Genomic DNA, 25,677 nt, shown 5'->3' with positions numbered 1-25,677 from the left:
GGCAAATAATGGAGACGAACCCGCATGCTAAGCCTTTTCACAGGGGATTGCAAAAAGAAGCTCTCAAGCCGACAACACTGCCCTGCGATTAATTTGCCATGAGCGTGCCCACTGGTTGAATACATCGGCAGGCATGGGCTTGCAATAATAGTAGCCCTGGGCGATGTCGCAGCCCATGTCTTTTAGTTGTTGCTCGGTTTTGGCGTTTTCTATGCCCTCGGCCACTACCTTGAGATTAAGGTTATGCGCCAGTTGTATGGTCGACTGCACAATGGCACGGCTGCTGGCATCTGTTGCCATGCTGCGCATGAAGCTCTGGTCTATCTTGAGTTCATCTATCTTCAGGTTTTTGAGGTAGGACAGTGAAGAGTAACCTGTACCAAAATCATCAATAGACTGGCGGAAGCCCAGTTTGTGCAGGCTCAAAATGGTTTGCAGTGCAGTTTCTGGTGAATCGGCAAAGCTGGCCTCGGTCAGTTCCAGCACTACGTATTCGGCAGGTAAATTGAATTCCTTGAGCAAGCCGCACAAATCATCGACGAGTTGCTTGTCCAGTATTGACCGTGATGACAGGTTGATAGAGACAAACAGGTCCAGACCTTCGGCACGCCATCTGGCAAGCTGGCCAAAGGCTTCACGCATGACCCACAGCGTGAATGGTTTGATGAGGCCAGATTTTTCTGCAATGGGGATGAATTCTGAGGGAGCTATCGGGCCGGATACCGGATCTATCCATCGCGCCAAAGCTTCAGCACCGATGACGGCACCGCTTTGTAAATCAATCAGGCCCTGGTAATGCAGGCTAAGTCCGCCTTTTTGCAGGGCTTCATGCAATTGCGCAAAGAGTAGTTGCTGCCTGCTGAATTGTTGATCCAGCCTTTCATCGTAAAAAGCCAGGCCCTGATTGGCAAACTGCGCCTGCAACATGGCCTGCGCCGCCTTTCGCAACAGGCTTTCAGCGTCGCCTGCATGGCTGGGGAAGCTGGCAACACCGATGGTATGGTCTATATGAATTGCATAATCATTGATTTTGTATTCGAGACGAAAGGCCAGCACGTCCTTGATGATTTCCGTCGCACTGATATCTTCTGAATGCTTGCGGTAGATACAGACGAATTCGTCGCGCCTGATGCGGGCAAATATACCGCGTGAACCCACCGTGGCTGTCATGGTTGCAGCTATATTGCGTATCAGTTTATCGCTGGCATCTGTACCTATGATGTTGGCCGTCTCGAACATCTTTTTCAGGCGTATATGTGCCACCAGCAGGGTATGACCACGCTCTTGGGCGGCGCTGATTTCCCTGCCCAGAATATCCAGCAAACGCAGGCGGTTGGGCAAACCAGTTACCCCATCCTGATAGGCAGCCTGTTCCAGTTTGGCCATGTAGTCACGGGTCTTGGCCTGTATGCCTTGCTCGCTGACATACAGTTTTTCTTCCAGCTGGCTACGGCTAAAATTATAGGCCAGCGCAATGCCCGAATAAAACAGCAGTGCCGCACTGGCTTGCAGCACGAACTTTTCATCGTAGGCATAGGCAAAAGGGAAAATGCTGCTACCCGCCAGCATGCTGAATGCCATGGCGAGCAGCCATACCAGGCTCCATTGCGCGCCCTGTTTCTGGCCTTTAAGCCACAATGCCAGGAAGGGGAAAGCATAAATCCACAAGATACCACTACCTGCAATGCCGCCCAGCAAACCCAGGGCAACACTGGCTAGCAGGGCAAACAGCAAGAGCAGGGATTCGGCCAATGCCAGCAATTTTTCCTGGCTGGAGAGGAAAAAAGCGGTTCCCAACATGAGCAGGGCCGTGATGGCGACGATCATGCCAGGCAGGGGATAACCAGACTGCAAATAATTTGCCAGCGCCAGCAACAGTGCACACGGCAAGGCCACATAGATAAGCAGCCTGACATGAGGCTTGCGCTGATTGGCGCTAAGCTCATGCCGGGCCAGCATGCCGAGCACGCCCTTTAATATTGCAGAATGTGGCATCAATAGTCTCATCGCAAGGCTCTCCCAACATCAATTGATATGGACGCAGCTCGGTGTTCGCAGAGGTGCAGAGGCAATAGCCAGTTTCAGGAATTATTGATCGGCAGCAATCATAAAAAATATTCCAAATGCTAGAAATTGATTACTCACGAGTGCTAGCCCCTGTGCGCTGGCTTTGATGCTAGAGTTTAGTGCATTTTTTACAAAATTAAAGTATTTGCAATGTTAATTTTGAAATATTTTGCTACATGTTGGAAAACCGTCAAAATCAGGGCGTATTCACCTGACTGCATCAAAACTCGTCATCCCAGGATCGATGCCGCGCTGATCCGCGAACTCTTCATCAAGCACCATGATCTCCTCGTCTGCAAAAGCGCATAGGACGGAAACACCTCGCCTGGCTCAGAACGAAAGATAGCGGTGGCCCGGGCATGTTCGCCGACGTCATTGCAAGCAAATGCCACAAGACACCGGTCACTGGACTGGGCTACCAATGCAACCCAGCCGAGTGTAGTACGATGCCTTTGGATGTGTCATCGTTCCGTCTCATTACGAGTGCGCGTCAGTCAGCCGAATAAATCCGGACCTCGGGGTCCGCTTTTAGCAAAGGCTTGAGGCTGACTACAACATCCTTCGTGAAAAGGTCGCTACTTAGGTAAGCTTCGGCTTGCTTTCGGGTGGTGAACCCATGCAGCACCTGGACGTCGTCATCACGGACCAGAAGCTCCTTCGACTTCGCACCCGGAATTTTGCCAAGGAATGGCTGCTTGAGTTTCGAGTAGATCGCTGCGGCAGCAGCCCGGTCTTTTGGATCGACCTTGAGCGTGATTTCGAGGTAGGCCTTTTCGGCAAATGCAAAGCCTGGTACCGCGAAGGCTGATGCGACAAGTATGGCAGATAAAGATTTGATCATCGCGTATTGGAAGCTGTTCGTCATGAGGTTCTCCTGGTGAAATGATGCGGGGGCAGTTTTCGGTGACTCAGGCTGCAGCGTAGATACGCACATCAGGAGGACTTTGCAACAGCGGTTTCAGTGCCGTCACCACGTCTTCGTTAAAGAGTGTGCTGGAAAGGTAGGCCCTGGTGCTCTCGACCGAATCGAAACTGTGCAAGACCTGCACGTCCTCATCCCGGATCAACAGGTCCTTGGAAAAAGCACCCTTCACCTGATCCAGGAACAAGCCTTTGAATTGTGTGTAGATCGCAGCAGCCGCGGGCCTATCCTTCGCCGCGACATCCAGACCGATTTGCAAATAAACCATCTTCATTCTCCTTGAGATTTCCGCCAGCAGGATGCCGACATGCATGAAGCTTACTGATTCCCAGATTCATTCGGAAATTGTCTTTTCGCATATAATTCATTCATATATGCTATAAATGATCAATGAATCTCAGCCAACTTCGCTTTGCCAGTGCCATCGCTTCCACCGGTTCGTTCACGGCCGCTGCGGCGGAATGTTGCGTGACCCAACCAACGCTGTCGAACGGCATCGCGCAACTGGAAAACGAGTTGGGAGAACGCTTGTTCGTTCGCACGACCCGAAAGGTCGCGCTGACACCCTTTGGGCTGCACGTCTTGCCCTACATTAATGAAGTGCTGAGCGCGCAGGCCAGCCTGGTTCAGCAGACTCAGGTTTTCCTCAATCCAGACAAGCGTTTGATACGCATCGGCACGTCGCCGCTGATCAGTGCAAACCTCTTGGGCCTGATGATAGAGCCGTTCCGTCTGCGCAACCCTGACGTTGACGTGGTGCTGCGCGAGATGAACATGACGGACCTTTACCGCATGCTGGGTGAAGGTCTCCTGGATTTTGTTTTTGGCGTGGCAAATGTTCACAAAGGAGCGTGGGTCGCTACATTCCTGTATGAAGAACCGCTGATCTTCATCCCCCGATGCGCAGTGTGGTCGGGCGGGCGAGCCCCGCATTCGGTACAACTCAAAGACATTGCAAATGAAACCTATGTCATGGTGCCAGACGCCTGCGGATTGTCGCGCGCGACCCGCGCCTTGTTTCGCAGCCAGCGTCGCAAGCTCCAGGAATACTCTGGCGAAGCCATGAGCTACCAGGTGCTGGAGGAGTGGGCTGCATTGGGTATCGGATCAGCGATACTGCCACAATCGAAAGTGACAGCAAGCGGGCAGGCTTCATCTCCGATCACCGACAAATCTGGCCACAAGGTCACGATCAGCTTTGAAGCAACCTGGTCGCGCACTGGCCACCAGTCACCTCACTTGCTTGAATTTGCCAACCACCTTCGCAAGGTTGTTCCGCGGATCATCGGCGGGACCGGATCGGGCTGGCAAGTGTAGAATCAGATTGCACCCTTGGTGCGCATATGAAAAGCTCAGTATCTCCCGGCAATCAACCGTCAACACGATATGCAAGCAATGCGGGTGAGGGCATACGTTCACATCGGCCATCCCTTTTTGCAAGAAAAGCAAATGGACAGGCTGACCCGCTTGACGATCATTGAATCTCATAAAACCTGTCTGGTAGAGGGAAAAGAGAACCATCGGGGAGTCGGTCCTGGCAAATTTTTTTGGTGATAATATGGTGATGGGTTGTCCAGTAAGTATGTCATAGGCTAATTGTGTCAGAAAGGCGTCCGATGTCTGAAATCATCCATCCCTTTTACGAGTCGCATCGCGTAGCAATGGAGGCCGCCATGCGCCATCGCCTTGACCTTGCTGAAGCGATGTTGTGCGAGCGCACGCATCTGGTCAATATTGATGGGATCAAGCAGGAGGTGATGGGCGAATTCGACATCGTGCTCACCCAAATGCCCTATGTCGGCGGTGCAGCAAGTCGTATGAGCGATTTCTTCATGCGGCTCATGGGCTTTATGGCCATCAGCCGGGTGCTGCGGCGACACGGCGTGTCGCTGTCCGTGATCGGCGACATCGAGCGAGAAACCTACAAGGCGCAGTTGCTCACCGTGCCCCAAGCGGAACGTCTCGCCGCAGGACGTCAATTCATGTCGTCAGAGAATCAGGCTTTGCTGCGCGAACATGCCACACAAAGCGCGACAAAAAACCATCAGGAAGAGTTTCCGGGAGATTTTGTTTACGATTTCGTCGAACCGGGTCCGGGTGACGACTTTGAATTTGGCATCAACTACAAAGCTTGCGGCTTTTGCAAATTCGCCGCTTGTCATGGAGATAAAGAAATCTTGCCGAACATTTGTGGGCTGGATTTCGTTGCCTATGCAGCGCGAGGCATCCACCTGGAAAGGACACAAACCCTGGCTGGCGGCGCGAGCCACTGCGACTTCCGATTCTCGCAGCTCCCGCGAGCCGTTAAAGCTTAAAGATGTTTGCATTTGCCTTGGTACGAAGCCCCCTGGCCAGGGCGTTATGACTGATGCGAAATGGCGGCCAGACTGCAAGTTCATTTGTTGCAGCCTCCCCAGGCTTGCTCCCTGGACTGGGGCAAGCCTGGAGTAGTAACTCATGCATTGGGCGGTGTATGCTTTACCTGCGGACATTGGAAAGGAGCAGCAGCATTCAATACTGGCACAGTCCGGTGTTGATCAAAGAAATTGGTGAAACCGCGATAGCCATTCCATGGACCTGAGGGATCATCGTAGGTGATGGCAACGCCATAGCAAGCCTGTATTTTTGTACTGGCACCAGCGCTGCCATATGCCTGGTTCATCGCCACGCCAAAGTTGGCGTCATGTTCATCAAACCAGGTATTCCAGATGTTATCTGCATCATGCCATTTCAATTTTTTCCAGCAATACTGATTGGGCCAGTCAGTAGAACAATAATTCTGCAAGCTCACTGCACTGACACTCGCCGGTGCTTCGTCGTACATCAGCACCATGGGTGGAATGGAAGAAGAATTTCCCACTGCACCCAGTGAGCAGCCAGCCTTGTAGCCCGGTGGTTGCGGGAACTTTGGATCCGCTTCAAAGACGGCATAAGAAGAGGGCAGCACAAAAGTATTTTCAACTGTGGCACGGTCATAACAAGTCTGTGCCTGGTAGTCCCAGATGGCACTGGCTTTTGAAGACGCTGAACGCCATGGACGTTGGGCATCGCTGCTGGCCGCATTATCCTTGATACCCCACAGCATATTCAATGAACCGCGTGACTGGCCTACCAAAAAGAGGTTGTCAGGGTCTATATGCAACTGTTCTGCGTTGTAGCGCATGAATTGTATGCCGTCGCGAATGTCGGTATTACCAGGAGCGGGATTGATGTTGACGTCATAGGATGCAACCGGATGCCTGAATTCCAGTGTGATCACGGTGTAACCAGCATTCAATGCCTGCACCAGCACACTCTGGAATAATGTCGACTTCGCATAAGGGTTGTCGCTAGGTGTACTGCTGTCCTTGAATATGAACTTTTCTGTCTGGCCGTTAGGATGGGTAAAAATAATGACCGGTCGTTTGGTACCCACCGGATCAGTCGCTGGATCAACCGGGCTGTAGACAGAAGCGCGTTGGGTCAGGTAGGCAGCGGAACCCGGTTCCCACCAAACTGCCTTGTCGGCATAACAGAAATTATCACTTTCCCAGAACGTAATCTGCCCTGATTGATTCTGATTAACGTAAGCAATGGTGTGGCTTTTGGCGACTGGCAGTTTGCTTGCACAGTCGGGTGCTGGCAGCGCAGGGCTTTGCGCAAAACTGTTACCGGCAAAAAGAAACAGGAATGAAAATACGAGTTGCACGGCTGCTTTGAATACGGACTTCATGAAATGCTCCCTGGAGTTTGCTACTTGTTGAGCTGGATAGAATCGTCATTCGGGGGATTACGGTAAGACACGCAACATCGCAGCCCCGGCCTGGACCAGACGCTGAAAGCATGCCTGTATTTCTTCTTCTGATTTTTTCTTGTGATTTCTTCTGATGATGTAAAGCGTATTGATTCTAGCTTTGTTTTTTTGGCTACAAAGAGGCTGTTACCAGAGATTACACAGACTACAAGTCGGTAACCGTGTAGCAAGCTAAAGCTACAATAGGCATACATTCTGGAACATGGCGTTTGCCAGGCGTGGGGCTGCTGGAGATGTGGGAAACCGGCGATTGAGTCGCTGGACTTGCACAGGCAGCGCATGCTGCCCGTGCAATGTCTTACATTAAAGATCAGGATGCTGCAGCATGGTCGAGGATGTTCTGAAAGGCGATGCGGAAATACAATTCATAACTGCTTTGCTCTACATAACCCAGGTGCGGGGTGGCCAATACATTTTCCCTGTGCAGCAGTGGATGATCAATGGCAACAGGTTCACTTTCGAAAACATCAATTGCGGCAAAGCCAGGGCAACCGGCGTCCAGCGCAGCTTCCAGCGCGCCTGCCTGTACGAGTTCTGCGCGGCTGGTGTTGACGAACAAGGCATCGGGCTTCATCAGGGCCAGATCAGCCGGGCTGACGATGTCGCGGGTGGCATCATTCAAACGCAGATGCATGCTGATGATGTCGCACTCAGCAAAAAAAGCCTCTTTGGATGCCGCCGCCAGCAAACCATCCGTGGCTGCCTGTGCACGGCTGGGTTCACGTCCCCAGACCATGACTTGCATGCCAAAGGCCTGGGCATAGCCTGCGATCATCTTGCCGATCTTGCCGTAGCCCCAGATACCCAGGGTACGCTTCTTCAAAACCCGTCCCAGTTGGTTATGCGCAGGATTAAGGGATGCGGTTTGCCAGGCACCTTCCTGCAAGAGCTGTGCATAACTGGTCAGGCGGCGCGAAGCGGCCATGATCAGGGTCCAGGTCAACTCGGCTGGTGCGGTTGGGTCACCGATACCTTCCAGCACCGTAATACCCAGTTCAGCCGCTGCTTCCATATCAATATTGCCTGCCACCTTGCCGGTTTGTGATATGAGCTTCAAATTTGGCAATTTTTGCATCAGGGCGCGGGTCAGGCGCGTGCGTTCACGTATCAGTACCACGGCATCAAACGGCTGCAGACGTATCGCCAGTTGGCCTATGCCCACGGCAGTATTATTGAAGACTTTGACTTCATGATCCTTCAATAAGTCAAAGCAAGGCAGTTGCCGGACTACGTCCTGGTAATCATCAAGTATGGCTATTTTCATGGTTCATCCTTATTCATTCTCTAAAATCAGGGAAAATCTTTATTCTTGTTTTCATTCATGCCTCAGTTGAAAAATCTTCACTTTCATAAAACGTAAAACAATGATAATGAAACTGACGCAAAATTCGCTTCCTGCCAGACTCGCGTGTACAATGTTCGCCTACGTAGCTTTTTGATTCTTCCGCCCCGCGCCATCCTGCCGGGCGCAAGCCAGGAGCCAAGACACCCTCTTGTCTTCGTATTATCCGACAGAACCGCCGCTATGGTGTTCGCCTTGCTTGAGCGCTCCTGCGATCGCATCGCCACAATCTAACGACGATCCTGCCGTGCCGCTACACCGATTTTTTTATTGAAATGGCATTGGAGGTAGTATCGTGAATCAACCCATCATGCAAGGTGTGGCTGCATTAAACGCACCCGCTTACGTGAAACATCAGAAATTGATCAACTGGATCGCCGAAATGGCGGCTTTGACCAAACCTGACAATATCTATTGGTGTGACGGCTCGCAAGAAGAGTATGACCGTCTGTGCGCACAAATGGTTGCCGCTGGCACCATGAAAAAGCTGAACGAAGCCAAGCGCCCCAACAGTTACCTGGCCTGTTCTGACCCTTCGGACGTCGCCCGTGTCGAAGACCGCACCTATATCTGTTCAGCCAACAAGGAAGATGCAGGCCCGACCAATAACTGGATGGCACCGGCAGAAATGCGCGCCACCCTGAACCCGCTGTTTGATGGTTGCATGCGTGGCCGCACCATGTATGTCGTGCCTTTTTCCATGGGTCCGCTGGGTTCGCCCATCGCTCATATCGGCGTAGAGTTGTCTGATTCTCCTTACGTTGCCGTCAATATGCGCATCATGACGCGCATGGGCCAGGCTGTGTATGACGTACTGGGCACGGATGGCGATTTTGTCCCTTGCGTACATACTGTAGGCGCACCTTTGGCTGAAGGCCAGGCTGATGTGGCATGGCCTTGCAATAACACCAAATACATCGTGCATTATCCAGAGACCCGCGAAATCTGGTCTTTTGGTTCTGGCTACGGTGGCAATGCATTGCTGGGCAAGAAATGCTTTGCACTGCGTATCGCCTCAACCATGGGCCGTGACCAGGGCTGGCTGGCTGAACATATGCTGATCCTCGGTGTCGAATCCCCAGAAGGCAAGAAGCATTATGTGGCAGCGGCTTTCCCGTCTGCCTGCGGCAAGACCAATTTCGCCATGCTGATCCCCGCCATCAAGGGCTGGAAAGTCACCACCATCGGTGACGATATTGCCTGGATCAAACCTGGCCAGGATGGCCGTTTGTATGCGATCAACCCGGAGGCTGGTTATTTTGGCGTGGCACCTGGCACCAATACCGCCACCAATTCCAACTGCATGGCGTCTTTGACAGCCAACACCATCTTCACCAATGTCGGCCTGACCGATGATGGCGACGTCTGGTGGGAAGGCATGAGCAAGGAAGCACCAGCGCACCTGATAGACTGGCAAGGCAAGGACTGGACCCCGGAAATCGCCAAAGAGACAGGCCGTAAAGCCGCCCATCCCAATGCGCGTTTCACGGTGGCGGCAACGCAGAACCCTGTCATTGATGCAGCCTGGGATGACCCGGCTGGCGTGCCTATCTCGGCCTTCATCTTTGGTGGCCGCCGCTCAACGACCGTGCCATTGGTGACAGAAGCCCGCAACTGGGTAGAAGGCGTCTACATGGCTGCGACCATGGGTTCTGAAACCACGGCTGCTGCCGTTGGCCAGCAAGGCGTGGTGCGCCGTGATCCTTTTGCCATGTTGCCTTTCATGGGCTACAACATGAGCGACTATTTCCAGCACTGGCTGGACATGGGCAAGAAGATAGAAGCCGCGGGCGCAACACAACCAGCCATTTTCTGCGTCAACTGGTTCCGTACGGATGAAAACGGCAAGTTTGTCTGGCCAGGTTTTGGCGACAATATGCGCGTTTTGAAATGGATGCTGGAGCGCATAGAAGGCCAGGCCAATGGTGTGGAAAACATCTTTGGCGTGACACCAACTTTTGCCGACCTGAACTGGGAAGGCCTGAACTTCACGCAAGCGCAGTTCGATACCATCACTTCCATCGACAAAGCCGCCTGGGATGCAGAATTGAAATTGCATGCCGAGCTGTTTGAAAAACTGGCTTACCATTTGCCAGCCGACCTGGAAGCGACCCGAATCGCCCTGGAAAAACGTCTGGCAGCCTGAGTTTTAAGCTGCGGGTAATAACAAGAACGCGACTACGGTCGCGTTCTTGTTTTTTGGGCCCTCAGACACCAAAAGCAAAAAAGCCACAGGCTAGCTGCGGCTTTTCAATGCACTACGCACGGTCAACTATGGGTCAACGATCAATCAGCGATGTACGGGCAACAAGACAGGCTTGCGTTTCAAACCACTTTTTGCAGTTGCCTGCTCAGACGCCTGCATGATGGCATTGGTACCCAGCACATGTTCAGTTGGCACAGGCTTGCTCAGCATGCGCGACAATTTATTCACCAGGGGCTTGCTGATATAGGCTGCCGGAAATGCGATAGGCCATACAGTCAGCCATGCTTCCATCCAGGCAGCAACAAAATCATGGCCCCAGCCCATCCACATCAGGCGCAAGACCGCTGTTGCCACCAGGCTCACCAAACCTGTGGTCAGGATGGTAGGCAACATGGACGCCAGACTTCTGGAACCAGCCACTACACGTGGCTGGCGCAGGTTCTGCCCTGCTGCCTGAGCCTGGACTGAAGCAGCAGCCAGAGAATATACAGATGATTGTTGCATAGCGACAATAAATTAATCGTGATACTGTTTAGCCACGGGCGGTTAGCCACGGGCGGTTAGCCACGGGCGGTTAGCCACGGGCGGTTAGCCACGGGCGGTTAGCCACGCGCAGCCAGGGCACGCAATTCAGCTGCCATGTTTGGCGAACTACGATCCAGGTCATTGGCGATACGACGGATAGTCAGCATATTGCGCAGATTACGTGAAGCTGTTTTTTCTTCACGGGACTGTTTTGGGCTGATTACAAGCAAGGCAGCGCGCAACATGCCCATCAACATAGGCTTGAATACGATGAGCATGGTGGCCAGGATGCCCAGACCCAGCAATGGACGGGCAGCACCAACAACAGCACTGATAGCGATTTGTGAAACTGGCAGGGCACTGGCTGCCGGGAATGCGATATTTAGGAAAGTCATGATTTACTCCACTCTTTTTAAACACTTAAAACACTTTGTAATGACGTCATAATATTGCAGTGCATCATATAATTCTAATTTTGATTTACCATATCAATTATGCTGTTCATGAATAACTGTTGGTAAATATTGGTAATTTATTAATCGGAGCAAATAACGTGAATTTTCTGACATTGGATTTGAATCTCCTGCGTGTTTTTGATGCCGTCATGATCGAGCAAAACCTGACCCGTGCGGCAGACAAGCTGGCCATGACCCAGCCCGCCGTCTCCAATGCCCTGAAACGCCTGCGTCATTCGCTGGGAGATGAGTTATTGATACGCACAGCCTATGGCGTGAAGCCGACGCCGCGCGCTGAAACCCTGTGGCCGGCGATACGCCAGGCACTGTCCGCCCTGGAAAGTGCGATTGCCCCGACCAGCTTTGATGTATCACAAGCACAAACTACCTTCAGGATGGCGATGTCGGACGCTACCGCTGCCTTGTGGATGCCCACACTGGTGAATGTCCTGGAAAAAGAAGCGCCTCGCGTGAATGTACGCATGGTGCCGCTGACCACGCGTGAACCGCGCCCTATGCTGATGCGTGGCGATATTGATATCGCTATTGGTTTTTTCCCTGGCGTTGTCGCCCAGCTTACGGGTGGGCAAGGTGCAGCCAATAGTGCGATTCGCCATGAAAGACTGTATTCCGGCCACTATGTTGTTGTCATGCGTCACAATCATCCCCTGGCCAATAAAAAACTGACGCTGGATGACTACTGCAATGCCAAACATTTACTGGTGAGTTTTTCTGGCCGCGCCCATGGCCTGGTGGATGAAGCCCTGAGCCAGATGGGACGTGAAAGACGCATCGTATTAACAGTTAATCAATTCTTTACCAGTGGTCGCGTGGTGTCAAATTCTGATTTGCTGACGGTGTTGCCGCGCCATCTGGTCGCTGCCACAGGCATGACCGAAGCCCTGGTTTGGAAAGAATTACCTTTCGCCATGCCGGATGTACACGTAGACATGCTGTGGCATGAACGCGATAGCCGCAACCCCGCACATCAATGGATACGCCGCAATCTGGTGGATATGACACACTCCAATCTGATTACCGAGTTGGAACATGAAGTAAAACTTGACACCTGAAACTCGACACCTGAAGCGTGGAAAGAATTTCATCCTTACATCAGGGTCGAAAATCAGAGTCGAAAAACAAGGATAGAGAAAAAGCACGAATTTGCTTACTATTGCGGCAGCTTGAAAAACTTGCTAGTCTGAAATCCGGTTTTTAAGACTGGCTTTCAAGCCTGGTGTTGACTTTATTAAACTGGCCAGTCCAGGAGTTTAGCAGCATGACATTTCAGCTTTAGATATGACCGAAGTCCGTAACACTTGCTTCCGACTCTTGTTTTTGCTCGCATTTTGCCTGGGCATCTGCGGAACGGGTGCACACGCGGCAATTTTAAAGCTGGACAATGGCAAAAATGAAATTCCCTTACGCTCTGCCTTCCAGATCTATGAAGACAAAAGCGCACAACTTCAGATAGCAGACATCCTCAAACCGGCCAGCACGACAGAGTTCCGGCCCTTGCACGGCAATTTGAGTGCCTCGTTTTCAACATCCGCATTCTGGCTCAAGCTGGACGTGCAGCGCAGCGGCGCTAATAGTGCCCAGCAATGGCTAATGGAGTTATCACCCGTCATACTCGACGATATCCGCCTGTACCATGTCAGCCCTGACGGCAGCATGACAGTGCACCGTGCCGGTGATCGCCTGCCTTTTTCCAGCCTGGAACTGCGTCACCGCTACCCGCTGTTCATGCTGCAATTGCCGGATACCCAGGTACACCACTTGTACCTGCGCATACAAAGTAGCAGCGCAGTCTTTTTGCGCGCCAGCCTGTGGGAATCACATGCCTTTGTAGAGAGTTCGAACCAGGTGTCCATTTTCATGGGCATTTATTATGGCGTCTTGCTGGCCATGATTGTGTATAACCTGTTGCTGGCCATCTCTTACCGTGATGTTGCGCTGCGCTATTACCTGTTTTTGTCTTGCGTAGCCTTATTGGCGGGGATGAGCCTGAACGGCCATGTTGCCATGTACATCCTGCCTGACTGGCCAGAACTGGTGGATATACTGCCCAGCTTTCTCTCGCCGCTGGTGGTCATGAGTTCTACCATGTTCATCGCCAGCTTTTTGCGCCTGCATGAAAAAATGCCGCGCATCAATCGCCTGTTCATTTTCACCCAGATCATTTGCGCCTGTGTTTCACTGGCCGTACTGGCGGGTTATTACCAGCTGGTCGCGCCGCTCATGCAGTTGACAGGCTTCGCCCTGATGATGGTGATCTTGCCTGTGTGTCTGCTGGTGGGCTTGCGCGGTTATCGTCCTGGCTACATCGTCTTCCTGGCATCGGCCACCTGGATTACCGGGCTTTCGCTGGTGGCACTACGCAATATGGGTGTACTGGAGCCAAGCTGGGCAACTGAATATGGTTTCCAGATAGGTTCAGCAGTCGAAGCCATCTTGCTGGCGCTGGCCCAGGCTTATCACATCAGCCTGATGAAGATAGAACATGCCCAGACCCAGGCCACACTGCTGGAAATATCCCAGCGTACTGAACAGGAGCTCGATGCCAAAGTCAGGCAGCGCACTGCTGAACTGGCAGAAGCCGTGGCCAGCCTGCAAAAACTGGACAAGGACAAGAATGATTTCCTTGGCATTGCTGCCCATGATTTGAAAAATCCCCTGACCAGCATCATAGGCATGAGCGATTTGCTGCGCAAATTGCAGCAAGACATGCCGGAACAGCAGCGCCAGCATTATCTGGAACGCATCAGCAATAGCGGCCAGCGCATGATGCGCATCATCAGCAATTTGCTGGATGTGAATGCCCTCGACTCTGGCCATCTGCACCTGAAATTACAAAGCCTGGACTTGAGCCAGATCTTGCAGGACGTGGCCCAGCAATATACCGAGATGCTGAAAGCCAAAGACTTGCAGGTGATACTCGACATACAGGATGGCGTCATGATCAGGGCAGACTTTGATGCCTGTGTACAAATCATTGATAACCTGTTGTCGAATGCGGTCAAGTATTCACCGCTGGGCAAGCGCATCTGGCTGAATGTCACCAGCACTGCAGGATTTGGTGTTTTCCAGGTCAGGGATGAAGGGCCGGGCTTATCCACAGCTGACCAACAGCATTTGTTTGAAAAATTCTCCAAGCTGTCCAGCCTGCCGACAGCAGGCGAACATTCCAGCGGCCTGGGCCTGTCCATCGTCAAGAAACTCAGTGAAGCCTGCGGCGGCAAGGTCGATTGTGAAAGCGTGGTCGGCCAGGGTTGCAACTTCATGGTGGAATTACCGCTGGCGGCATAAAAATATCGCCAGAGCACGAATGGCTTACAATCATAGTCATTCCAAGTACCTCAACAAGATAAAATATGTTCACAGGCATAGTACAGGGCATAGCCCGCATCGCAGCACTCAATGACAAGACCGGTTTGCGCACTTATCAGCTGGAATTCCCTGGCGGTTTTTGCAAAGACCTGGAAATCGGTGCCAGCGTCGCCGTCGATGGTGTTTGCCTGACCGTGACTGCCCTGCACGGCGACAATGCCGCAGAATTTGATGTCATGCAGCAAAGCCTGGCGATTACCACCCTTGGTGAATATGCACAGGATGGCCGCGTCAATGTAGAGCGCGCCGCCAAAGATGGTGCCGAGATCGGTGGCCACCCGCTGTCTGGCCACATCGACTTCAAAGCCCATATCGCCCAGATACGCGAGCTGGAAAACAATTACGTGATACGCATCGCTGTACCACCAGAATGGCTGCGCTATATCTTTGCCAAAGGCTATATCGCCATCAACGGTGCCAGCCTGACGATAGCCGAAGTCAATCGCCAGGAAGGCTGGTTTGAAGTCTGGCTGATCCCCGAGACCCTGCGCATGACCGTCTTTGCCGAGAAAAAAACCGGTGCCAGCCTGAATATAGAAATTGAACGAACCACACAAGTCGTGGTCGATACAGTACGCAATATGCTGGCAGAAACCCTGGGGCCGCTGATGCCGGCACTGGAAAGCCTGCTGGCGCAGCAAGGCAAGGACCTGGGGCAAATCATACAAACCCAGGTGCCGCCGCCCAAATAAGCCAGATCTGCGCTTGCCTCAGCCCAAAACATCAAAAGGATAGCCATGCACAATGAAGGAACTGGGCAAGCCAGTGAAGCAGCCACCACCATACTCAACAATATCCAGCTATGGCAGGAAGCCACGGCTGCCGGGGATGTGGATAAGTTGCTCGATCTGATGGATGAAGAAGTGGTATTCCTGGTAGCAGGCAATCCGCCCATGAAGGGGCGCGAACAATTTACCCAGAACCTGCGCAACATATTGCAGACACATCACATCGCTTCCAGTTCGCAGATACAGGAAATTGTCGTGCAGGCTGATCTTGCCTATACCTGGTCTTACCTGCAAGTCGAGATCATCCCGAAGCAGGCTGGCCCGCAAATGCGGCGTGCCGGTAATGTGCTGAGTATCTGGCGCTTGCAGGCCGATGGCAAATGGCGTATCAGCCGTGATGCGAATTTGCTGAGCCTGGTGCAGGACAATCCCGCATGAGCAACTTTAAACGCAAAGGAGATCAACATGGGACCAGCCCTGTTACCTTGGGAAAAATGGCTGCCACCTTGGCTGATTGGACCATTCTTGGTCATTGCTGGTATTGGCATGCTAATAAGCGACAAGCACCTCGCATGGTGGGAATGGGTTTTATTGCCGATAGGCATGATATACGGAGCATGGGGGACTTGGGTATGGTTCACAACACAACGCAACATATTCAAGGAAGATGGAAGCAAGCCTCCGAAGGAATAAGCAGGCTGGGCGTGCGATACAGGATGTTGTGCACAGGCATATCCACAGGCTTGTCAACATACTTATCTACATACTTATGCACCGCTTTTCTGGGCTTGTCCACAGCCTTATGTACAGGCTTGTCCACAAGCGCCCATGCTCAAAACATTGATGCACCGAATGTTGTCCCCATCACCGCACAACTGACCAGCTCAGGCCAGCCCACTGCCAAAGCGCTGGAAGGTCTGGCTGCGCAAGGCTATGAAGCCGTCATCTACCTGGCTCCACCGCATGTCTCTGATGCGGTGCGTGAAGAGAACATCATCGTCGGTCGGCAGAACATGTTGTTTGTGAATATCCCGATAGTTTTCAACAAGCCAGCCGTCAGCGATTACGAAACCTTTGCCGCCATCCTGCAAGGCCTGGGAAATAAAAAGGTGCTGGTGCACTGCCAGGTGAACATGCGCGCCTCCACCATGGTCTTTTTGTACCGAGTGGTGGTCGGCAAGGAAGATCCGTCCTTAGCCTATGAATCAGTCAGCAAGGTCTGGACACCGAGCGGACCATGGAAGCAACTGATGCTGGATGTCTTGCAAAAGCATAAGATAGCTTTTGACCCTTACTGAGAATCTGCCCGTAGACCATGAAGGGAAACCACCATTATCACCCTGATGACGCATGGCACATCATCAGAGCTATCCCTTACATGCGTGTCGCAAATTATCCCGTGCGTATACTCAAACAAATGGATGCTGCCGGACTGGCTTACCGCAAATTTCTTTCTCAATATCCGACTGTGCGGTGCGAGCCTCTGGATTTTTTCTATGAATGCAAACGTGGGATCATGGCATTGGACAAGCAGCTCTTAAGTGACTTGCTGTTTACTGCGTCCTGGCGTGAGGCAAATTGCGGTGTCTGGCTAGCTTTGCTGGCCCCCAAGCTGGAGTACAAGGAGTTGCTCGAAAGAATGCTGCCCAATCAGCCACATGCTGAAAGCAGCTTAACACTGGCTTTGGCTGCAATAGATGGACATGTCTTACCCGAACGAGAAAAAGAATTCGCGTATCTATCAAATGTACGTAGCATGCTTGATGAAATACCAGATTTTTCTGTTCCTTTACGCACCGCGCTGACATCGGAACAAATGCCTTGGTATGAGCTTGAGCGTACCGCTATTTGCGAAACCCTGAAAAAAGACGGCTTGCAAGGAGCTCAGGTTCTTATGCGCAAAGGGCTTTTTGGGTACTACAGAAAGGATTATCGAACCTGGCTAAGAGATGGAGCAGCTCCTTACATCGCAGACACGCATGGAAATATCAAAGCCAAGTTCAAAACCAGATGGAAATTCTGGTAAATCAAATTTCGAGATAGGCTGTTGCATTTACCCCCACGGAAGAAATCGTAACACCGGAAGATATCGTAACAAGTGAAATTATTGACAATGCCCATGTCATAATCATTGTGCAAAATTTGTGCACAAATGTGCAATTCGCACCGATACTTCAGGGAAGCCACATGCAAAGCAAATCGTTCAAAATGGCGATGTTGTTCGCCTTATTCATCGCTATCATAGGCGGCGCATACTGGTACAAGAACAAGAGCCCCGGCGCACCTGATGCTGTGGGCGGCCTGGTGATCAATGATGATCCGAATGCCCCGCTCACCCTGGTCGATGCAGCAGACCGTGGCCTTGATGGTGCACCCGCCCTGGCGCTGACCTTCAGCATTCCTCTCGACAGCAGCAAGACCTATGAAAAATACCTGCAGGTATTTGAGATGCCGCCCTCGGCAGCTGACCTGAAAAAAGCCGAGACCAATAACAACGATGAAGACAATGGCTATGACGATGATGGCCAACCCAAAAAGGGCAAAGTCAGCACCGTCAGTACCACCGCAGAAGATACTGACAGCAAGGGTGGCAAGCCAGTAGCCGGTGCCTGGGTGGTTGGTGAAAACCCGCGCCTCTTGTACTTCCCGCATATCAAGCCGCAAACCCGCTATGTAGTCCAGGTGCAACTGGGCCTGCCTGCCCGCAATGGCAAGACCCTTGGTAGCGAAGCACGCTATTCGATAGTCTCTGCGCCGGTGTCCCCGTCCTATTATTTCGCCAGTAATGGCATGGTTTTGCCAGCCAAGCAAAATGGTGGCTTGCCTGTAGTTACAGTGAATGTACCGGAAGTGGATGTGCAATTCCTGCGCGTGAAAAATGACCAGCTGCCACGCTTCCTCGACAGCGTCATCAATGGCAAACCCAAAAAAGCCGATGCGGCAAAAAACGAAGGCGAAGAGGGCGAAGGTGAAAGCGATTATAACTACGACTGGCGGCGCAGCAGTCTGAAAGGTGCTGTCCAGGTTTACCAGCTTGATGAATTGCGCAAGATGTCAGAGAGCGTGTATCTGGGTCGCTTCATGACCGAGCAAAAAGCCAATAAACGCAGCGTTACTTATATCTCGGTAGAAGACATCAAGGAACTCAAGGACCCCGGTGTTTACGTCGCCGTCATGAGCCAGCCAGGCCGCTTCAGGTATGAATACCAGACCACGTATTTCTATGTGTCCGACCTTGGCCTGCATACGCGTTTGTATGACAAGTCAGCGGACGCCTTTGTCAGTTCTTTGACTGATGGCAAAGCCGTCAGCGGTGTCGAAGTATCCTGGATGGATGAAGCAGGCAAGGTGCTGGCCAAGTCTGATACCGATGGTGATGGTCACGTCACTTTTGCCGAGCAACCCAAGACAGCCAAGGTCTTGATGGCACGCAAGGGGGATCAGATTTCTGTACTGGCCCTGAAAGAGCCTGCACTCGACTTGTCTGAATACGACATCACCGGTTCACCATTCAAGGCGACGCGCCTGTTTGCCTATTCTGGCCGTAATCTGTATCGCCCCGGCGAACAATTTGATTTATCGGTACTCGCCCGCGATGCCGATGGCCGCACCGTGCCTGCCAAAGCGATACAAGCCAGGCTGAAACGCCCGGATGGCAAGGACCAGTTCACCGCCACCTGGCGGCCAGACCAGCGCTTTGGCGGCTACCTCGTCAAGCGCATAGAATTACCGGCCGATGCACCTACCGGTTTCTGGACTCTGGAATTACGCGCAGATCCTGCCGACAAGGTACCGGGCACAGTATTCCGCTTCGGTGTAGAAGAATTCCTGCCAGAACGCATGAAGCTGGACCTGAGCAGCAAGCTGGCAACGCTGGCTGCTGACAGTGACTATAGTGTTGATGTGGTTGGTAATTACCTGTATGGCGCACCGGCAGCAGGTAACCGCCTGCTGGGTGTAGCCCAGTTTGAACGCAATAAGAATCCGCTGGCCAAGCAATACCCAGGTTTTGAATTTGGTGACGTCACTGAAAACGAAGCCAAGACCCGTACTGAACTCGACGAAAGCAAACTGGATGATGAAGGCAAGGCCTCCGTCGATGTTGATCTGTCACCCATCGCCAAACGCCGCTCACCTTTCACCGTGCGCACTACCCTGAGCTTGCTGGAAAGCGGTGGCCGTCCTGTTGTACGCAGTATGGAACGCGTAGTCTGGCCAGCCCCCGTACTGGTTGGCCTGCGCCCCATGTTCACAGGTGAATATGCGCCTGAAGGCAGCCCGGTAGAGTTTGAAGTCATACGTTCAGACAGGGATGGCAAATTGCAGGCATCACCGACCCTGCCGGTACGCCTGTTCCGTGAAGACCGCAATTACTACTGGCGCTTTGAAGACCAGCGCGGCTGGCAATCTGGCTTTACCGAAACCGATGAATTGGTAGAAACCAGTGCCGTTGCCGTACCTGCCAATGGCCGTGGCAAATTGCGCCTGCCGGTACGCTATGGCCGCTATCGCCTCGAAGTGCTGGACCCGGACACCAAGATGCAAGCTGTGTATCGCTTCTATGTAGGCTGGAGCGCGCGCAGTGATGAAAGCCAGGGCGTGCGTCCCGACAAGGTTGCCATGAAGCTCGATAAGCCCGTCTATAAGGATGGCGACACTGCACGCCTGACGATTACCCCACCGCATAAAGGCGAAGCCCTGATCACGGTAGAAGGTGACAAGACCCTGTGGATAAAACGCATGTCTGTCGGTGCAGATGCAACGACGATTGATATCCCGCTCAACAAAGATTGGAAACGCCACGACCTGTATGTCTCTGCCGTGGTTCTGCGCCCTGGCAATGAAGGTGACAAGGTGACACCGGCACGTGCACTGGGTGTCGCACATATCCCGCTGGACAGGGCAGACCGCAAATTTGCCGTGACCATGGAAGCACCAGTCAAAGTGCTGCCTGACAGCACCGTCAAGGTAAAAATCAAGGTACCAGAAGCCAAGGGCCAGAAAACCATGGTGACCTTGTCGGCAGTGGATGTGGGCATTTTGAACATCACCAAGTTTGTCTCTCCTGACCCGCATGCCTTCTTCTTTGCCAAATTGCGTTATGGCCCGGACCAGCATGATATCTATGGCCGTCTCATAGAAAAAATGCAGGGCCAGAAAGGCAAGCTAAAATTTGGTGGTGATAACACGCCGAAGGCAACCAAGAGCTTGCCTAAGAAGGTCAAACTCATCGACATCTTCAGTGGACCTGTGCAGCTGAATGAGCAGGGTGAAGCCGAGATACCGCTGGCCATTCCCGACTTCAACGGCACCTTGCGCCTGATGGCCGTGGTAGCTGGTGGCGAACGTTTTGGTGCCAAGAACGCCGAGATGACAGTCGCAGCACCGCTGATAGCCGAGCTGGCGACGCCACGCTTCCTGTCTTTTGGTGACACTGCCATCGTCGCGCTGGATTTGCATAATCTCTCAGGTGCAGGACAAAACCTGAAAGTCAGCATCAATGGCGGCGAAGCCCTGAAACTGACTGAGGCTGAACGCAGCCTGAGCCTCAAGGATCAGCAAAAACAAACCCTGCGCTTCCCTATTGAAGCCAAACCTGTGCCGGGTTTGCATACCATCACCGTCAACATCAGCGGCTCTGGCATCAAGATGGAGCGCAGCTTTGCCCTGACGGTGCAGGCACCAACGCCTCAGACCCAGATCACCAAACGCTTTACGGTGAAAGCCGGTGAATCTCTGGATATCAAAGAGGCTGATCTGGCAGGCTTGCACAAGGCATCTCTACTGGCGCACATGGTGGTCTCGAACAAGGCACCTATCGACATCCGCGCTGCCATCCAGGGTTTGCTGACTTACCCTTACGGCTGTGCCGAGCAAACCACCAGCACCGCTTACCCGCATGTATTCATTGATGAAGAAGCCGCCAAACGCTTTGGACTCAAGCCTTATACCCGCGAGCAAAGGGTAGAAATGCTGGACAAGGCTATCGCCCGCCTGGCAACCATGCAGGCACCGAATGGCGGCTTCAGCCTGTGGGGTAATGTGTCGGAGTATGAGTACTGGCTGTCTGCCTATGTCACCGGCTTTTTGGTGGATGCACGTGAGCAGGGCTTTGGTGTGCCGGATGCCATGTATAACAAGGCACTCGACTTTTTGCTGCGTGGTTTGCAGGACGGGGTAGCACGCATGCCTGCGAGTCCCAAACCGGTAGCAGCAACAACGACTACTACTGGCACCAGTAACTTGTGGGAAGAAAACCGTGTGCGTGACAATAGCCACTTTGGTGTACTGGTAGCAGGTGCATATGTGCTGTCACGTCAGAACAAGGCACCGCTGGCAACACTGCGCCAGATGCATGATGCGCGTGGTAATGCACAGTCTGGCCTGGCCCTGATACAACTGGGCATCGCCCTCAAACAAATGGGTGACAAGGCACGCAGCGATGTGGCCCTGGCTGAAGGTGTCAAGAAAGGCCGTGACAATGGTTACTGGTGGTATGACTATGGCAGCAACCTGCGTGACGCTGCCCTGTCCTATGCCTTGCTGGACAGGCACCAGATCAAGCTGGATGGTCGCGATAACCTGATCGGTGTCATCGCCAACGAGATGGAAAAACACCGCTACTACAGCACCCAGGAAAAACTCGCCCTGTTCCTGGTTGGCCGTACTTACAGCACTGGTGAAACGGCGCCATGGACAGGCACTTTGGCGATTGCTGGCAAGACCGATGAATTGTCAGCAAAGGCCACACTGTTCCGTGAATTGCAGGCCAGTGAATTGTCATCCGGTGTCAAACTGAGCAACAACAGCAAGGACAATCTGTATGTGGAATTGTCCATGAACGGCAACCCGGTCAAGCTGCCACCTGCGAAGAACGACGTCATAGAACTGAGCCGCAAGATGTATGCACCAGATGGTTCAGAAATCGGTAACCGTCCTTTGAAAGTAGGCGAAACCATCATCATGCGCATAACAGCCCGCAGCCGCAACGCCATGGGCACAGGCATGATCGTCGATCGTATCCCGGCTGGCCTGGAAATCGAAAACACCAACATCGTCCAGGGTGAACAGATGGGTGTGGTCACGATAGACAAACTGAACCCCGCAGAAGCCATGCAAGACCCGCACATCAAGCATGTAGAGTTCCGTGATGACAGGTTTGTGGCAGCAGTACGCATGGACTGGAATGTGTTAAACCTGTTCTACCGCGTGCGGGTAGTGACCCCAGGTAAATTCGTCATCCCGCCACTGTATGCAGAAGATATGTACAGGCCGGATTTGTATGGGCAAACGGGTGGGACGGATGTGTTGACTGTGGTGGAGAGTGGGAAGTAGCCAACATTGAGGAACGTAGGTTGGGCTACGCTTCACCAGCCCAACACTGGGCTTTTGAATAGCGTATTCGTTCATTATGGTTAGACCTAAAACCCCTCACCACAGAGGCACCGAGACACAGAGGAAAAACGGAGAAACGCTCGTCTATGAACGGCAATTATAAAGACGTCGCTCCAGCGAAGGCTGGAGCCCAGCGGCGTTCGTTGCATTACCGTACTTCGATTAAAGCGATTGCCCTTCGCAGATACCAGCCGGGTCTCGGCCCGCGGCCGAATTCCTTTCTTTGCTTCGCCAAAGAAAGGAATCAAAGAAAGGCGACCGCAGACTTGCCCTTCGGGTGCTTGCGCTGCGCTCCAGCACAAATTGCTACGTCCCAAGCGGTTGAAGATCAAGAGAAAAATCAAAGTCAAAAACAGCAGCAACAGCAAAACAAGATCAATTTGACCAACATCCACATTACTCACTTGTCGTCTATTTGATTTCTCCATATCCGAGATTAATAAAAAATTTCCACCGCATGACGCTCAATTTCAAGAAGTACGCCAACTTCACTTCCCTGCGTAAAACTCTGCTCATTCATAAAAAGAAATGCGCAGCAATCATCACCATCGCCCTGACTTTCATCATCGCCGACCTAAGCTTCCCCCTTCCTAAACCCGGTCGCGATTCCCCCTACGCCATGGTAGTCCTGGCCCGCGACGGCACGCCCCTGCGGGCCTTTCCTGACAAGGACCACATCTGGCGTCACGCCATCAGCCTGCAAGAAGTTTCGCCCTATTATGTCGATGCACTGACGCAGTATGAAGACCGCGCATTCTGGTGGCACCCTGGTGTCAACCCGCTGGCATTAACGCGGGCAGCATGGCAATGGCTGCACAATGGCAAGATCGTGTCCGGTGGTTCCACCATCACCATGCAGGTGGCGCGCATTATTGATCCCACCCCGCATACCGTGCGTGGCAAGCTGAAACAGATTGCCCGCGCGCTGCAACTCGAAGCGCATTATTCGAAAAAAGAAATCCTGAACCTGTACCTCAACTATGCCCCCATGGGTGGCGTGCTCGAAGGTGTAGAGGCTGCCAGCCGCGCCTACCTCGGCAAGCCCGCCAGCCGCCTCACACATGCTGAGGCAGCACTGCTGACGGTGTTGCCGCAATTACCGTCCATCTTGCGCCCTGACCGTTATCCACAACGTGCCCAGGTGGCGCGTGACAAGGTGATACGTCGAATGGAGGGCAACTGGAGCAAGGACATCATTGCCGACGCTCTGACCGAGCCTGTTACGGCGCAGGTGGTGCGTGAACCTTTACTTGCGCCCTTGCTGGCACTGCGCATGAAGCAGCAGGCCAGGCGCAGCAAAAACCAGCAAACCGTCATCCAGACCACGGTCGATACAGCAATCCAGCAAACCGTGGAAACCCTGCTGGCCGACCGCATACGGCAATTGCCACCGCATGTGTCGATGGCTGCGATGGTGATGGACAATGCCACGTTTGAAGTGCTGGGTTATGCCGGTTCAGCAGACTTCAGTGATCGTGAGCGTTTCAGCGACGTTGATATGGTGCGGGCTGCGCGCTCACCAGGTTCTGCCCTGAAACCCTTCCTGTATGCATTTGCACTCGATGAAGGTCTGATCCATTCAGAATCTTTATTGTCCGATACACCGCAATCTTTTTCTGGCTACCAGCCTGGCAATTTCCAGCAAAACTTCCACGGCCCGGTCAGCGTTTCTGAAGCCTTGGTGAAATCCCTGAATGTCCCGGCGGTCGAAGTATTGGAACAACTGGGCTCATCGAATTTTGTCTCCATGCTCAGGCGTGGTGGCCTTAAGCTGGAATTCCCGCGTGGCGCAACACCCAACCTGAGCGTGATACTTGGTGGCGCAGGAGCCAAACTCGAAGACATGGTCGGTGCCTATTCTTCCCTCGCACGCAAGGGCATGGCCGCCGTGCCACGCATGACACCAGCGGCAGCACGCAAGGAACAAAGGATGATGAGTGAAGGTGCAGCCTTCATCGTGCGCGACATACTGGAAACTGGCGGGCCAGTGGCACGCGCCGTCGAAGGCAATGGCAGCTACCGCGGCATCGCCTGGAAGACTGGCACCAGCTTTGGTTTTCGCGATGCCTGGGCAGTCGGCGTCAGCAATCGTTACAGCATAGGCGTCTGGGTAGGGCGGCCAGATGGCACACCCAATCCCGGCTTCTTTGGCGCGAATGTGGCTGCACCCTTGCTGGTGGATATATTCACCGCCATACCCGATGGCCGCAGCACCAGCCCGGCTGCGCCACCAGCCACTGTCAGCCAGGAAAAAATCTGCTGGCCACTGGGCACGCGCGCTAGTGAACAACCAGAAAAACTCTGCCCGCTGCAACGCACTGCCTGGGTCTTGAATGGTGCAGCACCACCAAGTTTTGCTGACCGCCTGAAAACCGCCTCACCGATTTTCACTTACTTTGTCGATAACCAGAGCGGCCTGCGGGTAGCGCCAGAATGCAGCAAGCGCCCCATGGATAAATTGCAAGCGGCCCGCTGGCCCTCCGCCCTCGAACCCTGGCTGGACGCCGGCCTGCGCAAAGTCGCCCTGCCACCAGCCTGGGCAGCAGAGTGTGCAGCGATCTACAATGCCGATGAAATCATCAAGATAGTCGGCCTCAGCGATGGCGAAATCCTGCACAGGGCCAGCGGCAAGGAAGTGCCCAAAGCCAGACTGGAAATCCGTGGCTCTCAGGCAGAAGTTAGCTGGATGGTAAATGGTCATCTGGTAGCCAACAAGCTGGCGAACCAGTCGCAGATCATAGAATTCCCTGAAGCCGGGCGTTATGACATTACTGCTTTTGATGCTTACGGGAGATACGACAGGATAAGTGTTAGCGTAACAAGGTAAAGCTATGTAAAGAAGCGCTTATCTTCA

At 53.0% G+C, this 25,677-nt stretch carries 20 protein-coding genes; 13 read left to right on the top strand and 7 right to left on the bottom strand.

Translation table 11 applies throughout. The features are described 5' to 3' along the window. Positions 1-63: 63 nt before the first annotated feature. The 3 genes from ACO0LD_RS12835 to ACO0LD_RS12825 form a co-directional block, all read right to left on the bottom strand. Entirely contained in the window at positions 64-1,995 is a 1,932-nt protein-coding gene (locus ACO0LD_RS12835; RefSeq protein WP_423007305.1) for a putative bifunctional diguanylate cyclase/phosphodiesterase, read from the bottom strand. 562 nt (positions 1,996-2,557) lie between these two features. Beyond that, positions 2,558-2,887, bottom strand: coding sequence for a hypothetical protein (locus tag ACO0LD_RS12830; protein ID WP_423007473.1), 330 nt, complete (start codon positions 2,885-2,887; stop codon positions 2,558-2,560). A gap of 88 nt (positions 2,888-2,975) precedes the next feature. Then, complete coding sequence (locus ACO0LD_RS12825; RefSeq protein ID WP_423007471.1) at positions 2,976-3,257, bottom strand: hypothetical protein; 282 nt, start codon at positions 3,255-3,257, stop codon at positions 2,976-2,978. Positions 3,258-3,379: 122 nt separating this feature from the next. Here ACO0LD_RS12825 and ACO0LD_RS12820 point away from each other — a divergent pair, with 122 nt between their 5' ends. Together ACO0LD_RS12820 and ACO0LD_RS12815 are read left to right on the top strand one after the other, a co-directional pair. Further along, entirely contained in the window at positions 3,380-4,306 is a 927-nt protein-coding gene (locus tag ACO0LD_RS12820) for a LysR family transcriptional regulator (protein WP_423007303.1), read from the top strand. 299 nt (positions 4,307-4,605) lie between these two features. Then, positions 4,606-5,304, top strand: coding sequence for an L-2-amino-thiazoline-4-carboxylic acid hydrolase (locus tag ACO0LD_RS12815; RefSeq protein ID WP_423007301.1), 699 nt, complete (start codon positions 4,606-4,608; stop codon positions 5,302-5,304). A 140-nt stretch (positions 5,305-5,444) separates the two neighbouring features. On the opposite strand, the gene ACO0LD_RS12810 is transcribed toward ACO0LD_RS12815, so the two are convergent. Together ACO0LD_RS12810 and ACO0LD_RS12805 are read right to left on the bottom strand one after the other, a co-directional pair. Next, a complete protein-coding gene (locus ACO0LD_RS12810; RefSeq protein WP_423007299.1) occupies positions 5,445-6,701 on the bottom strand; it encodes a hypothetical protein in 1,257 nt (418 codons plus the stop codon). 391 nt (positions 6,702-7,092) lie between these two features. Beyond that, a complete protein-coding gene (locus ACO0LD_RS12805) occupies positions 7,093-8,046 on the bottom strand; it encodes a D-2-hydroxyacid dehydrogenase family protein (RefSeq protein ID WP_423007298.1) in 954 nt (317 codons plus the stop codon). 373 nt (positions 8,047-8,419) lie between these two features. Here ACO0LD_RS12805 and ACO0LD_RS12800 point away from each other — a divergent pair, with 373 nt between their 5' ends. After that, a complete protein-coding gene (locus ACO0LD_RS12800) occupies positions 8,420-10,270 on the top strand; it encodes a phosphoenolpyruvate carboxykinase (GTP) (RefSeq protein WP_423007296.1) in 1,851 nt (616 codons plus the stop codon). Between the two features lie 144 nt (positions 10,271-10,414). Here ACO0LD_RS12800 and ACO0LD_RS12795 read toward each other — a convergent pair whose 3' ends face one another. Further along, entirely contained in the window at positions 10,415-10,834 is a 420-nt protein-coding gene (locus tag ACO0LD_RS12795) for a DUF2798 domain-containing protein (RefSeq protein WP_423007294.1), read from the bottom strand. A gap of 98 nt (positions 10,835-10,932) precedes the next feature. Continuing rightward, a complete protein-coding gene (locus ACO0LD_RS12790) occupies positions 10,933-11,250 on the bottom strand; it encodes a hypothetical protein (protein WP_423007292.1) in 318 nt (105 codons plus the stop codon). Between the two features lie 158 nt (positions 11,251-11,408). On the opposite strand from ACO0LD_RS12790, the gene ACO0LD_RS12785 reads away from it, so the two are divergent. The 10 genes from ACO0LD_RS12785 (at position 11,409) to pbpC (ending at position 25,650) form a co-directional block, all read left to right on the top strand. After that, on the top strand, positions 11,409-12,383 hold the full coding sequence (locus tag ACO0LD_RS12785; RefSeq protein WP_423007290.1) for a LysR family transcriptional regulator: 975 nt from the start codon (positions 11,409-11,411) through the stop codon (positions 12,381-12,383). 226 nt (positions 12,384-12,609) lie between these two features. Further along, positions 12,610-14,619 (top strand): sensor histidine kinase, encoded by a 2,010-nt coding sequence (locus ACO0LD_RS12780; RefSeq protein ID WP_423007288.1) that lies wholly within the window; start codon positions 12,610-12,612, stop codon positions 14,617-14,619. Between the two features lie 65 nt (positions 14,620-14,684). Continuing rightward, entirely contained in the window at positions 14,685-15,392 is a 708-nt protein-coding gene (locus ACO0LD_RS12775; protein WP_423007286.1) for a riboflavin synthase subunit alpha, read from the top strand. Between the two features lie 45 nt (positions 15,393-15,437). Next, the gene (locus tag ACO0LD_RS12770; protein WP_423007285.1) at positions 15,438-15,866 is read left to right on the top strand and encodes a YybH family protein; all 429 of its coding nucleotides are present in this window, start codon (positions 15,438-15,440) and stop codon (positions 15,864-15,866) included. A gap of 27 nt (positions 15,867-15,893) precedes the next feature. Continuing rightward, positions 15,894-16,121, top strand: a complete 228-nt coding sequence (locus ACO0LD_RS12765) for a hypothetical protein (protein ID WP_423007283.1) — start codon at positions 15,894-15,896, stop codon at positions 16,119-16,121. A 119-nt stretch (positions 16,122-16,240) separates the two neighbouring features. After that, entirely contained in the window at positions 16,241-16,726 is a 486-nt protein-coding gene (locus tag ACO0LD_RS12760) for a protein tyrosine phosphatase family protein (RefSeq protein WP_423007282.1), read from the top strand. Positions 16,727-16,743: 17 nt separating this feature from the next. Then, complete coding sequence (locus ACO0LD_RS12755) at positions 16,744-17,454, top strand: hypothetical protein (RefSeq protein WP_423007280.1); 711 nt, start codon at positions 16,744-16,746, stop codon at positions 17,452-17,454. A gap of 161 nt (positions 17,455-17,615) precedes the next feature. After that, positions 17,616-22,763, top strand: coding sequence for an MG2 domain-containing protein (locus tag ACO0LD_RS12750; protein ID WP_423007278.1), 5,148 nt, complete (start codon positions 17,616-17,618; stop codon positions 22,761-22,763). Positions 22,764-22,909: 146 nt separating this feature from the next. Beyond that, entirely contained in the window at positions 22,910-23,242 is a 333-nt protein-coding gene (locus ACO0LD_RS12745) for a hypothetical protein (protein ID WP_423007276.1), read from the top strand. Between the two features lie 38 nt (positions 23,243-23,280). Beyond that, complete coding sequence (gene pbpC / locus ACO0LD_RS12740) at positions 23,281-25,650, top strand: penicillin-binding protein 1C (RefSeq protein ID WP_423007274.1); 2,370 nt, start codon at positions 23,281-23,283, stop codon at positions 25,648-25,650. Positions 25,651-25,677: the final 27 nt, after the last annotated feature.

It is taken from the genome of Undibacterium sp. Ji83W, assembly GCF_049340385.1.
Lineage (GTDB): Bacteria > Pseudomonadota > Gammaproteobacteria > Burkholderiales > Burkholderiaceae_D > Undibacterium.
This window is presented reverse-complemented; position numbering and strand designations above follow the sequence as displayed.

What these genes read in the sequence shown, in the direction of transcription:
- ACO0LD_RS12835 (WP_423007305.1), bottom strand. Translation starts at nt 1,995, where the DNA reads ATGCCACATTCTGCAATATTAAAGGGCGTGCTCGGCATGCTGGCCCGG.
- ACO0LD_RS12825 (WP_423007471.1), bottom strand. Translation starts at nt 3,257, where the DNA reads ATGGTTTATTTGCAAATCGGTCTGGATGTCGCGGCGAAGGATAGGCCC.
- ACO0LD_RS12820 (WP_423007303.1), top strand. Translation starts at nt 3,380, where the DNA reads ATGAATCTCAGCCAACTTCGCTTTGCCAGTGCCATCGCTTCCACCGGT.
- ACO0LD_RS12815 (WP_423007301.1), top strand. Translation starts at nt 4,606, where the DNA reads ATGTCTGAAATCATCCATCCCTTTTACGAGTCGCATCGCGTAGCAATG.
- ACO0LD_RS12810 (WP_423007299.1), bottom strand. Translation starts at nt 6,701, where the DNA reads ATGAAGTCCGTATTCAAAGCAGCCGTGCAACTCGTATTTTCATTCCTG.
- ACO0LD_RS12805 (WP_423007298.1), bottom strand. Translation starts at nt 8,046, where the DNA reads ATGAAAATAGCCATACTTGATGATTACCAGGACGTAGTCCGGCAACTG.
- ACO0LD_RS12795 (WP_423007294.1), bottom strand. Translation starts at nt 10,834, where the DNA reads ATGCAACAATCATCTGTATATTCTCTGGCTGCTGCTTCAGTCCAGGCT.
- ACO0LD_RS12790 (WP_423007292.1), bottom strand. Translation starts at nt 11,250, where the DNA reads ATGACTTTCCTAAATATCGCATTCCCGGCAGCCAGTGCCCTGCCAGTT.
- ACO0LD_RS12780 (WP_423007288.1), top strand. Translation starts at nt 12,610, where the DNA reads ATGACCGAAGTCCGTAACACTTGCTTCCGACTCTTGTTTTTGCTCGCA.
- ACO0LD_RS12775 (WP_423007286.1), top strand. Translation starts at nt 14,685, where the DNA reads ATGTTCACAGGCATAGTACAGGGCATAGCCCGCATCGCAGCACTCAAT.
- ACO0LD_RS12770 (WP_423007285.1), top strand. Translation starts at nt 15,438, where the DNA reads ATGCACAATGAAGGAACTGGGCAAGCCAGTGAAGCAGCCACCACCATA.
- ACO0LD_RS12765 (WP_423007283.1), top strand. Translation starts at nt 15,894, where the DNA reads ATGGGACCAGCCCTGTTACCTTGGGAAAAATGGCTGCCACCTTGGCTG.
- ACO0LD_RS12755 (WP_423007280.1), top strand. Translation starts at nt 16,744, where the DNA reads ATGAAGGGAAACCACCATTATCACCCTGATGACGCATGGCACATCATC.
- ACO0LD_RS12750 (WP_423007278.1), top strand. Translation starts at nt 17,616, where the DNA reads ATGCAAAGCAAATCGTTCAAAATGGCGATGTTGTTCGCCTTATTCATC.
- ACO0LD_RS12745 (WP_423007276.1), top strand. Translation starts at nt 22,910, where the DNA reads ATGAACGGCAATTATAAAGACGTCGCTCCAGCGAAGGCTGGAGCCCAG.
- pbpC (WP_423007274.1), top strand. Translation starts at nt 23,281, where the DNA reads ATGACGCTCAATTTCAAGAAGTACGCCAACTTCACTTCCCTGCGTAAA.